This is a genomic window from Thermococcus sp. 2319x1 (assembly GCF_001484685.1).
GTDB lineage: Archaea > Methanobacteriota_B > Thermococci > Thermococcales > Thermococcaceae > Thermococcus_A.
This window is the reverse complement of sequence record NZ_CP012200.1, coordinates 112,436-124,402: the sequence shown is the minus strand read 5'-3', so window position 1 is coordinate 124,402 and position 11,967 is coordinate 112,436. Positions and strand designations below refer to the sequence as shown.

At 43.8% G+C, this 11,967-nt stretch carries 17 protein-coding genes; 12 read left to right on the top strand and 5 right to left on the bottom strand.

The features are described from left to right. Positions 1-53 precede the first annotated feature (53 nt). On the top strand, positions 54-713 hold the full coding sequence (locus ADU37_RS00665; protein WP_058945829.1) for a M48 family metallopeptidase: 660 nt from the start codon (positions 54-56) through the stop codon (positions 711-713). Beyond that, the gene (locus tag ADU37_RS00660) at positions 710-1,465 is read left to right on the top strand and encodes an MBL fold metallo-hydrolase (protein ID WP_058945828.1); all 756 of its coding nucleotides are present in this window, start codon (positions 710-712) and stop codon (positions 1,463-1,465) included. The genes ADU37_RS00665 and ADU37_RS00660 overlap by 4 nt, the downstream gene beginning before the upstream one ends. An 82-nt stretch (positions 1,466-1,547) precedes the next feature. Here the strand turns inward: ADU37_RS00660 and ADU37_RS00655 are convergent, their stop codons facing one another. From ADU37_RS00655 to ADU37_RS00645, 3 genes are read right to left on the bottom strand one after another with little or no spacing between them, the layout of a single operon-like run. Further along, positions 1,548-1,961: a secondary thiamine-phosphate synthase enzyme YjbQ gene (locus tag ADU37_RS00655; protein ID WP_058945827.1), complete on the bottom strand. Its 414-nt coding sequence runs from the start codon at positions 1,959-1,961 to the stop codon at positions 1,548-1,550. Beyond that, positions 1,936-2,235: a VanZ family protein gene (locus ADU37_RS00650; RefSeq protein ID WP_058945826.1), complete on the bottom strand. Its 300-nt coding sequence runs from the start codon at positions 2,233-2,235 to the stop codon at positions 1,936-1,938. The genes ADU37_RS00655 and ADU37_RS00650 overlap by 26 nt, the downstream gene beginning before the upstream one ends. Next, positions 2,232-3,128: a thiamine-phosphate synthase family protein gene (locus tag ADU37_RS00645; protein WP_058945825.1), complete on the bottom strand. Its 897-nt coding sequence runs from the start codon at positions 3,126-3,128 to the stop codon at positions 2,232-2,234. Before ADU37_RS00645 ends, ADU37_RS00650 begins: the two co-directional genes overlap by 4 nt. 95 nt (positions 3,129-3,223) lie before the next feature. Here ADU37_RS00645 and ADU37_RS00640 point away from each other — a divergent pair, with 95 nt between their 5' ends. Both ADU37_RS00640 and ADU37_RS11550 read left to right on the top strand, forming a co-directional pair. Next, positions 3,224-4,759, top strand: coding sequence for a D-glucuronyl C5-epimerase family protein (locus ADU37_RS00640; RefSeq protein WP_058945824.1), 1,536 nt, complete (start codon positions 3,224-3,226; stop codon positions 4,757-4,759). Positions 4,760-4,808: 49 nt separating this feature from the next. Then, positions 4,809-4,928: a D-glucuronyl C5-epimerase family protein gene (locus tag ADU37_RS11550; protein ID WP_082662998.1), complete on the top strand. Its 120-nt coding sequence runs from the start codon at positions 4,809-4,811 to the stop codon at positions 4,926-4,928. Here the strand turns inward: ADU37_RS11550 and ADU37_RS00635 are convergent. Then, entirely contained in the window at positions 4,908-5,495 is a 588-nt protein-coding gene (locus ADU37_RS00635) for a hypothetical protein (RefSeq protein ID WP_058945823.1), read from the bottom strand. The two genes, ADU37_RS11550 and ADU37_RS00635, sit on opposite strands and share 21 nt — an antisense overlap. Before the next feature lie 131 nt (positions 5,496-5,626). Between ADU37_RS00635 and ADU37_RS00630 the strand changes: the two genes are divergently transcribed. The 8 genes from ADU37_RS00630 (at position 5,627) to ADU37_RS00595 (ending at position 11,770) form a co-directional block, all read left to right on the top strand. Beyond that, entirely contained in the window at positions 5,627-6,823 is a 1,197-nt protein-coding gene (locus ADU37_RS00630; RefSeq protein WP_058945822.1) for a cysteine desulfurase, read from the top strand. A 317-nt stretch (positions 6,824-7,140) separates the two neighbouring features. Next, positions 7,141-8,343 carry a hypothetical protein gene (locus ADU37_RS00625; protein ID WP_058945821.1) on the top strand — a complete coding sequence of 401 codons (1,203 nt, stop codon included), beginning with the start codon at positions 7,141-7,143 and terminating at the stop codon, positions 8,341-8,343. A 28-nt stretch (positions 8,344-8,371) separates the two neighbouring features. Continuing rightward, positions 8,372-8,944 (top strand): hypothetical protein, encoded by a 573-nt coding sequence (locus ADU37_RS00620; protein WP_058945820.1) that lies wholly within the window; start codon positions 8,372-8,374, stop codon positions 8,942-8,944. A gap of 64 nt (positions 8,945-9,008) precedes the next feature. Further along, the gene (locus tag ADU37_RS00615) at positions 9,009-9,284 is read left to right on the top strand and encodes a hypothetical protein (RefSeq protein ID WP_058945819.1); all 276 of its coding nucleotides are present in this window, start codon (positions 9,009-9,011) and stop codon (positions 9,282-9,284) included. Continuing rightward, a complete protein-coding gene (locus ADU37_RS00610; protein WP_058945818.1) occupies positions 9,284-10,084 on the top strand; it encodes a hypothetical protein in 801 nt (266 codons plus the stop codon). The genes ADU37_RS00615 and ADU37_RS00610 overlap by 1 nt, the downstream gene beginning before the upstream one ends. A gap of 12 nt (positions 10,085-10,096) precedes the next feature. Further along, the gene (locus ADU37_RS00605) at positions 10,097-10,678 is read left to right on the top strand and encodes an AAA family ATPase (RefSeq protein WP_058945817.1); all 582 of its coding nucleotides are present in this window, start codon (positions 10,097-10,099) and stop codon (positions 10,676-10,678) included. Between the two features lie 34 nt (positions 10,679-10,712). After that, the gene (locus tag ADU37_RS00600; protein ID WP_058945816.1) at positions 10,713-11,294 is read left to right on the top strand and encodes a DUF523 domain-containing protein; all 582 of its coding nucleotides are present in this window, start codon (positions 10,713-10,715) and stop codon (positions 11,292-11,294) included. Then, positions 11,291-11,770 (top strand): flavodoxin family protein, encoded by a 480-nt coding sequence (locus ADU37_RS00595; RefSeq protein WP_058945815.1) that lies wholly within the window; start codon positions 11,291-11,293, stop codon positions 11,768-11,770. Before ADU37_RS00600 ends, ADU37_RS00595 begins: the two co-directional genes overlap by 4 nt. On the opposite strand, the gene ADU37_RS00590 is transcribed toward ADU37_RS00595, so the two are convergent. Then, the gene (locus ADU37_RS00590; RefSeq protein ID WP_058945814.1) at positions 11,752-11,949 is read right to left on the bottom strand and encodes a hypothetical protein; all 198 of its coding nucleotides are present in this window, start codon (positions 11,947-11,949) and stop codon (positions 11,752-11,754) included. The genes ADU37_RS00595 and ADU37_RS00590 overlap by 19 nt on opposite strands. Positions 11,950-11,967 lie beyond the last annotated feature (18 nt).

Here is an 11,967-nt window from a genome sequence, read left to right as displayed (position 1 = left end):
TTAAATCGTTCTCATTAGATAAATACTTAAGCTTCAAGCTTCAAAGAGATAATATGCCGGAAATAGACCTTAATGGGAAGAAGATCCAGTACGAAGTCAGCGTGAGAAGGGTAAGATATGTGAGAATCTACGTAAGTCCAGAGGGAAAACTCTACATCGTCTCTCCAACGAGAAGAGTTGAAAGGTTCCTAAAAGAAAAGGAGGATTGGATACTCTCAAAGCTTGAGAAAATTGAGAGGGCAAAAAACATTCGAGGGTTTCCTTATCTGGGAAAGTTCTACCCATTTAGGGATGGAAAGATTTTCACCGATAACAAAGTTTTAGAAGTTTCAGACAAAAGAAAGCTTGAGAAAACTCTAAAAAACGAGCTTAGAACATTATTGGTGCCCCTTGTTGAAGAACGTGCTGCGAGTTTAGGTGTCAAGCCAAAAAGAATTTTCATCCGAAAACAGAGAACGAGATGGGGAAGCTGCTCCCCAAAGGGGAACCTAAGCTTCAATTTAGCAATGCTTGCCCTGCCCCCTGAGCTCATTGACTATCTCGTAACACACGAGGTAGCTCATCTTATAGAGATGAATCACTCCAAAAAATTTTGGACGTTGGTTGGGAAATTCCACCCAGACTGGAGGAAAAAGAGAAAAGAACTTAAGGAGTGGTGGATAATTGTCCACAACAATCCCATCTGGAGGGAGATACTGGGGGTAAGGGGATGAAGGTCATCCTTTTGGGCTCCGGCTCTTACAGCGGGACTCCCAAGGCATTGTGCAACTGTGAGAACTGCACAAGGGCGAGAAAGTTCCCACAATACAGAAGAACAAGGTTTTCAATGTACATCCCAAAGATAAAAGCCCTCATAGATCCCTCTCCAGACCTATATTACCATCTAAAGCATCTGAATGAAAAAATCGAGAGGGTTTTCATAACCCATCTCCACTTTGACCACATTGCCGGACTTCCAGAACTGCAGGTTTTTAAAGAGATTATCCTTTACTCCCATGAGAAAACCCTCAGCATTGCGAAGCTCCTCCAAGAAACTTTTTTGGGTCAGAGAGAGTGGAGGTACATCCCCTTAGAGTTCAACAGATGGTATGATTTTGGAAACCTCAAGGTAAAGCACTTTTCTGTCATTCACCAGCCCGGAGAAGTTGCCGGGGGATTCATCTTAGAGATGGGGGAGAAAAGGATCGCCATAACTGGAGACACGGGGCCAGAAATTTTGGAAGACGAGGAAACATTAAAAGAAATCCACGGAGCCGATCTTCTCGTAGCAGAGATGACCCACAAACATTCAATTCCCAGAACCCATCTCGGGGTGGAAGATGCTGTTAAGCTCGCACAAAAAGTAAATGCAGTAAAAACGCTCTTCGTGCATATAAGCCATTCAAACTACCCCCATGAGGAGCTGGAAGAAAAGGTCGGAGAGGCAGGAATAGTTGGAAGGGACTTCATGATTTTGAGAATTTAGTGATACACACCATAACAACTCACCCTCTATGGCAGTAGGATGTGCAAGAGCCGCCCAAAAAATAATATCCGGAGAAATAATCTCACTCACCCATCACCTGAACAACAAGCCTTCTCCTCCTTGGCCTTACATCGAGCTCCACAAAAAATATCTGCTGCCATATACCCCTGACAACTTTTCCTTCAACAACTGGGAGTACAAGTGAGGGTCCCAAGATAGTAGCCCTTAGGTGAGAGTGGGCGTTGTTGTCTATCAAATCATGCCTGTAACCAGCACCTCTCGGGACAAGTTCCTTTAGAATTCTTTTAAAATCCTCAAGAAGACCGCTCTCGTGTTCTATTGTTACAACGGCTCCGGTTGCCCCGGGAACAAACACAAGAACTTGGCCGTTTTTTATTTCGCTCCGTTCTACTATCCCCTCCACTTCAGATGTTATGTCCACCAAATCTATTTCCCCCTTTGTAGAGAATCTAAGCTCCTCTGTTACTACCTTCATTCCACCACCTCCAGAGCAAATAACCGGCACCAAACCCCATTAGGTTTGCGGCCATGTCCATAAAGGAAAAGCTCCTTCCCGGGACAAAGACCTGCAGAGATTCAAGGATAACCGGAAAAACTATGTAAAACTTGTTCTCACTAATCAGACCGAGAAATAAGAACTCAAAGAAATGCGCTATTTTGTCCCCTCCCGCTATTCCAGCCGAGGGCACCTTGGGAGAGAGATTGGCATAAATTAGAACGATTAGGTAGAGATACCTCAAAGGCCTCATAGGAAACGCTCCAGTTTTTTAACTTTTTCAACAACCTCTATTGGGCTTTTGCCAAAGATATAAACACAAGGTTCTATTCCAAACCCTCCCTTATCTATCACGGCATCAAGAATCCCTTTTTTCTTAAACTCATCAACAATCAGTTTAACGGTTTCTTCCTCGCTTCTCTTGCTTTTTTCCACAGTTCCAACTTTAAAACCTGCCTTTTTGAGAGCATTGGATATTTCTTCATCGTACCTTATGTTCAAAACACTTCTAACTTCGGGGAAAATTTCAGAAAGCTCAATTAACACCTCTGCCATGTGTTCACTCACCCCAAATTCCGGAGGCAAAGCGTAGGCTTTTCCCTTTACCACTGTTATCCTCCCCGGAACGGCGGCAACATCGTTCTTTTCTTTTGGTTTTGGAAGAGAATAGGCAAGGTTACTTCTGATCTCTGGTATGAGCTTCAAAAACTCCTCATCACGAAGCAACTCATTCAAGGCCAGCGAAAGCTCTTCTAAAATCTGAGTTCTTGAAGGCTCTTCGGTGAATATTTCCCTGCATAGAGATTCATCACTACCACCAATGTAATCCAGATAACCTTTGCACAGAATGCCACTCCTGAACATTTCAAAGAACTTTCTGTTCAAAAACCTTACCAAATCTTCTTTTTTTGCCCCATACAAAATGAGTCCCGCAACCTCTTGGGCAACCTTTTCAATTTCCCTACCAAGTTCACCACCTAATCCTCTATACTTGCCGCTCAGGTATTTGCTAACCATCGCCTGAGTAATTCCAAGGTGTTCCGCTATTTTTGTCTGAGCTAAGCCTTTGGAGTATAAGATCCGAGCGACGTTTGCCCTAAGGTTGGGCATAACCTCCTCGGCCCAGAATTCACAGGGGGTTTTCATGTTCTTCACCAGTTGTTCCTTTTTAAAACCAGGTTATAAACCTTTTCCAGAAAAGCTTATATTTCTAACCATCTTTTTAACCACTGTGAGGAAATATGAAACTAATTAAAATAATACCGATTTTCCTGATAATTTTTTCTCTCGGATGCATTACCGTTGAAGAGGGGCTCTACTCATCCCCCGTAAACTCTAATGTCAAAGTATACGTGCAAATAGAAGAAAAAAGCGCAGTTTTTGACTTTTCAGAAGTGGAAATAAAAGTGGGGGATAAAACGATACGTGAATTCAATAAGCCCGTTTTTGTTGGATATGCAAGAGGAGATAACGGAGAAGTCAACGTTGCCTTCATTGCGGAAGCAAGAGTAAAGAATTGGTATGGGAAAAGAGAGGATGCTAAGAACCTGATTACACTTAAGCTCCCCTATGGAGAAGAAGTACTTGTTACCTTGGAGCTCTACTATCAAGATGGGAGCATTAGGATAAGAGCGGATAGGGATAAATCAGGGATTATCGGCGAGAGCATTCCAAAAGACGTTTTTTTATCTCCAGAAGAAGCTCTACTTGGGGAGATAAGAGACCTCTATGGAGAAATCCCAGAAGATATTCTGAGGGAAATCGAGAGAAACAAAAAATTGAGCAGCTTTTTCCTGCAAAAGTACTCTGAAACAGGCAACATCACGTATCTCATATCCTATAGGGATTCCTCCTATGTACTACGGGCTTTTGGGGAGCTTGCAAAATGGAAATCCCTCTCAGCCATTGATATAAAGGTCTTCAATCTAACTCTTAAGGCCAACAACGAGTACTACTCCCGCTTTACTTCACCACAAAAGGACTTTTCTACCGTGATATTCTCCGACAATACCCCCTATTATTCCCCCATAAGGATAAAGGGCGGACTAAACACCTCCTTGCCCTTCATATACTACCGGGGAAGGGGGATAAACCTCTATGCGGTGAGTGCCCTTCACTGGGTTGACCTGTATTTCCAAAGGGGGGATAACGAAAAAGCCCTTAAGCTTTTGGACGAACTTCAGGGGCTCCCCTATTACGGAAATTACAACGGCGAAGATTACGCTTTGTTTTTGAATTATTTTCATTTTGAGAATTCTTCTGTTCCCTGGGTTTCTGGTTATGCCCAAGGCTTGGGAGCGGGGTTATATGCCAAAGCCTACCAGCTAACAGGAAACAAAACATACCTAAAAACAGCAAAACTTCTCCTCAATTCCTTTGACCTGCCTTTGGAAATGAACGGATTTGTCGCAGATACGAAATATGGGCCATGGTATCTCGAATACAACTACAATCCAAACGAGCTGGTCTTAAACGGCCACATAATAGCCTTGCAAGGCCTCTACTACTACTGGGGGGTCACAAAAGACGAAAAAGCCTGGAAACTATTCAAGGCCGGTGTCGAGAGCACAAAGAGGGCACTTCCAATCTTTGACACCAACTCGTGGAGTAGATACTCAAACATTCACGGGGACGCGAGCGAGTTCTACCACAGACTTCATATAAGGCTCTTAAAATGGCTATACGATGTTACCGGCGATGAGTACTTTCTGAATTATGCCAGAAAATGGAACAATTACCTCGTTTACAGAGGTCTGCCATCTGAAAAGCTCGGGTGACTTTGATGAAAATGGCTGAAGTTTGTATTCAAATATCCACGGGAAGGCCATGGAAAAATACCACAAATTACATGTAGATCTCTCAGAGTGGCTCTATGAAAAAACGAAAGAGGAGATTTTCAAACAATATGCAGAAAAATGGAAGAAATCACTCAAGGATGTACGGTAGCGATCTAATAACCGGCAGAGCGACGAGAATACCGATCACAACGTCCACAGCACTTTGAATGGCATTCGGAATGCCTATCACGAGCCAGAATGGGATGTGGAACCACTCTTCAATAGTTGGGATCACCTGCTCTTTTGGAATGCCCAGCCACAACGGTAGGGCGTAGTAGTAGTTCATTGCAACCATTAGAGGGATCCTTATTGCAATTCCTACCAGATAAGCAGTAAGCACAAATGTTACAAGGTTCCTCTCCTTCTTGTAGTTCTTGAGGTCAAACCTTGTAATCCTTTTAGCAATTTCAAGGCCTATTAACACACTCAAGGTTGCAAAGAACTTCATACTGGCTCCCAACCAAGAAGCGGATGATATTAAACTCAAGCCCAGAAACAATAATATTAGAGCTGTTACACTGCTCCAGAAGCCCAACAAAATGTAGATGACCACTATCGGAACGGCCACAAGGTCAATCGTCATTCCCCATTGAGTCGGAACCTTAAGAGGGGAACTCTGCAATACCAGAGATAAGCCCAGCAGCAGTCCTATTACCCCTATCTCTCTGGCCTTCATTTGAACCACCGCCAGCTTTTTTTGTTCCAAACTTTATAAAATTTTGTTCCGCACTGGGAATATTTGGGAGAACAAAAATGAGAAGCAAAGCATTTATATGTTCTATGAAAATAAATTCTACGGTGGTTGGCATGAGAATACCCGAAGATGTTCGGAAAGATATCCCTTTAACGCAGGAGGTCATATATTTTGACAACACCGCAACCTCTCTAACCCCTAAACCGGTTGTTGAGGCCATGGATGAGTATTATTTGAAATACAGGGCAAACGTCCACCGTGGAGTTCACAGGCTCTCTCAAAAGGCGACCCATGAATATGAGAAGGCAAGGGAGATAACAGCCAGGTTTATTGGGGCAAATTTTGAAGAGGTTGTTTTCACAAAAAATACCAGCGAAAGCCTAAATTTAACAGCCCTCGGGTTAGAAGGAATTTTTAAGAAAGGCGATAAAATAGTCACCACCCCCTATGAGCATCATTCCGATTTACTTCCATGGCAAAGGCTGGCTAAAAAGCTTGGTCTAAAGCTTGAGATAATCGAGGGAGACAACGAAGGAAACTTGGATTTAGCGGACGCCGAAAAGAAGATAAAGGGCGCAAAGCTTGTGGCCATGCAGCACGTTTCCAATGCACTCGGTGTTATCCATGAGGTAGAAGAAGTCGGAAAAATGGCAAAAGATGAGGGGGCGATATTTGTTGTCGATGCAGCCCAAAGCGTTGGCCACATGGAGGTTGACGTTAACAAACTTCACGCAGATTTCTTGGCATTCTCGGGACACAAAGGCCCAATGGGCCCAACCGGAATAGGGGTGCTCTACATAAGGGAGGAATTCTTCGATGTGTTCGAGCCCCCGTTAATTGGCGGAGGAACAATTGAAGACGTTGATCTTTATGATTACAAACTCACCGAACCACCGGAGCGCTATGAAGCCGGTACGCCAAACATTGGAGGGGCAATAGGTCTTGCTGCTGGAATAAAGTACATTGAAAGGATAGGCATAGACAAAATCGAAAAGCAAGAGCACAAGCTTGTGAAAAGAACAACTGAGGGCTTAACAGAGCTTGAAGTTCCATGGTACGGACCAAGAGACCTCAAAAAGCATGCTGGAGTTGTGAGTTTTAACGTTCCACCATTGCATCCGCATGACGTTGCCGCCGTTCTGGATGAGCACAACATTATGGTAAGGAGCGGTCACCACTGTGCACTGCCGGTAATGAAAAAGCTTGGCATAAATGGAACTGTTAGAGCTTCTTTCCATGTGTACAACAGTATTGAAGAAGTTGAAACGTTCCTTGGGGTTATGGAGGAACTTGTGAGAAGTTTAAAGTGATTTTTCTTTTTAACTTTTGGAGGAGTTTGATTGGAAATAGAAGAACTTCTCCAAGTGCACATCTCCAAAACACCAAAGTTCAAGACATACCGTTTAAAGAATGCCGGCCTTTATGAAGCTCACCCAAAAAATCTAAGCCCAGTTTAGTCCAAAATACAGTTTCTCATCGTTCACATGCAGATTTCCATAATTTTTAATGGGTTGTATGTGTAGAAAGCTGTTTATGGAAGTTTACACAAAAAATGAAACGTTCCGGAACGTTCTTTTCACCGGATTCCTAAAATAGGTAAAAGCCCCAGTTAGGAATGGTGATGAACATGAAGTGGTTGAAGGTCTGGGTGTTAATAGGCCTGTTGGTGGGGAGCATAATACCAGCGGGCTTGAGCCTAGCAGATGAGAACGCCACAATAGAAAATGAAACAGAGCCTTTGCCACCGGAAATACAAAACATAACGCAGGAGGAAAGGATAGCCGAACATATCGTTGCAGCCCTCGAAAGATTAAGCAATATAACAACAAGACTAATTAACAACATAAACCTGCCAGATAACTCAAGCGTTATGAGACACTACCAACTGGCCGAAGAGTATAAGGAAGATGCCCTCACTGCCTATGAAAGCGGCGACTATTACAATGCCATAATCAATGGCTTAACGGCAATGCACCACTACAGAGAAGTCCTGAAGAACTTTGAAAGAGGAAAAGAGGAGCTAAGAGAACGGCTCCCGGAAGAGATAAGAAGGATGGAAGGCTACTTTAGAATGGCTGAGAGAACTATAGAGATGGCTCAAAAACAGGGGATTGACGTAGAGAATGCAACAGCGCTTTTACAAGAAACTAAAGAGGCTTACAGGACTGTGTTAGAGGACATAAAAGCCAGAGATTTTGAGAAAGCCAAAGAAGACCTCGAAGTTGCGAGGGAGAAAAAAGCAGCTTTAGACGAGGAGCTAAGGAGAATAAGAAGGGAACTTGTAGAGGCAAACGCTGACAAGATAGTAAATGAGTTCTTGGAGAAGGGTGCAAGGGGAATAGAGATGGCGGAGAAGGTAATTGAGACGGCAGAAGAAAAGGGCTACGATGCAAGTGAACTTCAAGAAAGGCTTGAAGCGTTTAGAGAAGTCTACGATGAGGTCAAAGCCCTAGCGGATGAAGGAAAATACGACGAAGCCCTTCAAGTCATGAGGGAGAACACGGAGACCATAAAAGAATTCCACAGGGCAATGGCATTTATCCAAAGAAAGTTCCACGAAAGAGAAGCCCAAGAAAAGATGAGAGACATGAGAGCATTCCTCAGAGAGATTAACGACAGGGTTCAGAAGGATGCAAAAGCCTTGAGAGAGCTCAAGAAGAAAGGAGTAGATACAAGAAAGGCGGAGCTACAGCTTAAAACTTCAATACAAGAGATAAGACTTGGAATCGAGCTCCTAAAACACAAGAAGCCAGCGGAAGCAAAGATGCACTTTGCAATCGCCCTAGAAATGCTCCATAGAGTGGATGAGTTCATCTTGAGGCACCTCTGATTTCCAATTTTTTATGGAGGTGGAAAGTATGAAAAAGGCTTTGCTTGCCTTCTTGCTTTTTATTCCCTTTGTAAGTGCACGGAGCATAAACATAACCCCCTACGGAGACGGATACGCAACTGTAGAAATTGAAGTGCCCGTTGATGATTATGCAACGCAGGTTACGTTATCTTTGATTGGTGATCATTACGAGGACGTCTTTGTTACCGATGAAAACGGTAATCCCCTTGAATATTACATAAACGGAAACGAGATAACAGTGAACACTCAAGATGCCCAGATAGTGGAGATAACCTATACTACTCCAGACTTGATTAAGCAGGAAGGCCTTGTTTGGACTATCTCATTGAGCTCAGACAATCCGGTGAGCGTTATACTGCCGGAGGAAGCAAGCTTGGTGGATATGAGCGATGTCCCCCTTGAAGTTGAGGGCAATAAAATAACACTTCCAGCGGGAGAAATTGAAGTAAGTTTCACCCTTGAAGAGGGAACAGACACTAAAAGTCCCGCAAAAGAAAATGGCATCTCAACAAAAATTATCCTTTCACTAGGGGCGCTTTTGCTGGTCTCAATTTTGGGGTTTGCCATCTGGAAGCGATGATGCTCGGGCTTTTCTTCCAATAAATTTTATGAAGTACGGTTCATAAATTCTGGTTGGTGGTTCCATGCTGGTTGCAAGGCCGTGTACAAGCATGAAGGCAATAAACATAACCCCGCGAGAAAATTTTGATATCGACTTAGAGGAGGTCTGCGAATGCCTAGCGGAGAAAGGCTACCAGATAAAGCGGGTAACCAAGTTCTTAGCCCTTGTTAGAAAGACATATGACATAAGCATATTTCCAAGTGGAAAGATTATAGTAAAAGAAACCGACGACAGAGAGGAAGCTTTAAAAATTGCCCAGGAAATCTACGAGTGCATCAAGGCGTACAAGGTGAGCTGATGCTTACAAAAGAAGAGATAAGTGAGAAGGTTAACAGAATAAGAAAAGAAAACGGTTTTCCCTTAGTGCCATTTGTAATAGATGAAATCAGATACGACAGGGAAGAAGATAAGCTGTTTATAATAGCCAGAGATAGAAGCGATAAAAGTGCAATAATCGGGAACAGCTTTGTAATCGGAAAGCTTAGAGAAGAACTCGGTGTGAAGCAAGTTACAGTATATTCAAAGCTTGACCTGCTTATAAAGCAGAAAAAGCTCGAAAAAAATTTGGAAAGGATTAGAGGAACTTTTTTGGAATTTTTGGGACCAATAATCGAGGCAGAGTTCAAATTTCCCCCCCGAAAGTGGCCCGAGTTAAGAATAGATGAGAGAGCCCTTGTTTTTCTCAGCTTCAATGCAAAGGCCATGATAGGCTTTGCCGAAAAATTGGGGCTGAAGGCTGAAAAGGTAGGCATCAAGTACACCTTTCCGAAAATAAGCTATGAGCCAATAGACGGCTCCCTTAGGGAGTTATTTTACCCAGATGAGGAAAAGCTGAAAGATATTGCCAAAGAAAGGGGGATTAAGCTCGTCATTGCAGATTTTCCATTCGATTTGAAGTTTACTGAGGATGTGGCACTTTTAAATCCCCTAAGGTTTCTTCACATTGGGTTCTTTGAGGCAAAGTACTTTTTCGGCTTTGAAAAGCCTGCAAGGATTGACAAGAATGCCATGATAGACTTTATAGTGGATATGGTTGCCGAGGGGCTAATGGAGTCCACAGATGGGGCAAACTTAATATGGCGGGCATGGAAAAAGTAACTTGGTGGTTAGATGATAATAGGAGTTGTTGGTAAAATCGCAGCCGGGAAAACAACAATTGCAAAGTTCTTCGAGGAGAGGGGCTTTTGCAGGGTTTCATGTAGCGATCCGTTAATTGATCTCCTCACTCATAACCTAAGCGAATACTCATGGCTCCCGGAAGTTCCAGAAAAGAGCGAACCAACAAGGGACAAACTCATAGAATACGGCAGATACCTAAAGGAAACCTACGGGGAGGACATTTTGATAAGGCTTGCACTGGACAAGAAAAGAAACTGCGAAAACGTTGTCATCGATGGGGTTCGCTCGAGAGAAGAAACAGAGGAGATAAAAAAGCGAGGTGGGGTTATAATCTACGTTGAGGCAAGCCCGGAGATAAGGTATGAGCGTTTAAAAAAGAGAAATGCGGGTAAGGACAAGGTGATAAAAAGCTTTGAAGATTTTCTAAGGGCTGATGAAGCTGAGGAAAAGCTTTATCACACGAGCAAGCTTAAAGATTTGGCTGACTTTTTGATTGTAAATGAAGGAACTCTTGAAGAGCTGAAGGCAAAGGTCGAAGGAATCATAACCTCTTTGACGTCTAAAAAAGTTTAAAGATTTTTAAAGCTTCTTTTTACTGGTGAAGCCCATGATAATGATAATACTTGCACCATGCCTTCTCAGCCCCTTCTACGTTTATCGAGGAGCAAAGGAAAAAGAGTACAAGACAAGTGAAAAGCTCCTAAGCTTTTTTGCAGAGCACAAAGATGAGATGAAAATCTTAACATATCCCTGCCCGGAATACGAGCTCATAGGGTGGCCAAGGCCTCCAATGGGCAGGGAAGCCTATGAGAGGCTTGGAATGAGAGAAAAAGCCGAAAGCATTGCGGACTTCATTGGAAGGATTTTGACGGAAGAAAAGCCCGAAAAAATAATCTTTCTCGGGGTTAAGGGCTCGCCAACGTGTGGAGTGTTCCACACAACCTCCAGCAACCCAGAGACATTTCCTTACAAAGCTATCCAAGAGTTCTTTTATCTGCCAAAGGAAGAGAGAATAAAGAGATCAAAAGAGCTGATGAAAGAGCAAAGCTTTGAGGTAGTCCCCGGGGAAGGCGTGCTCTTTGAAATCCTCAAGGGGAGATTCCCGGATGCCCTCTACCTTGAATTTGACAAGGATAGCATTGGGGAAAGCCTTGAAAAGTTGAAAAAAGCTATAGGGGGGCTAAGATGAGTGCCATTGTTGTTTACGTTTCCATACATCACAAAAACACGGAAAAGATAGCCAAAGCAATAGCAGAAGTTCTTAATGCGAAGCTCGTCAAGCCATGGAAGGTGAAGCCCGAGGAGCTTCTTAGCTATGACCTCATCGGCTTTGGCTCGGGCATCTACTACTGGAAGCACCACAGGGCGCTCTTCAAGCTTATAAATAGCCTTCCAGAAGTGAAAGGGAAGAAAGCATTTATTTTCTCAACGGCAGGGATAAACGTTCCGTTCATAAACCACCGGAAGCTCAGGAAGGCGCTGAGGGAGAAGGGCTTTGAGATAGTCGGGGAGTTCTCCTGCAAAGGATGGGACACGAACGGATGGCTGGAGAAGATAGGCGGGATAAACAAAGGGCATCCCGATGAGGGAGACATTGAGAGGGCTAAAAGGTTCGCCGAAAAGATGAGGCAGTTGGAGGGCGGTCCTCAAAACGGCCGGGGCTGAGCTTCGTGGGTTCTAAAGATGGCGAGCTCCAGGAACGCCTTCGCCTCGTCCCACCTTTCGTTCTTCACGAGCTCAAGGGCGTAGGAGTAGAGGCCCATTATCGAGAGGAGATCCGGCGTTGGCTTCTCCTTCGAGAGCTCGGCCATGCGCGAGGAGAGCTTCTCCACGGCCTTTTCCACGGCCTTCCCGGAGTAGTC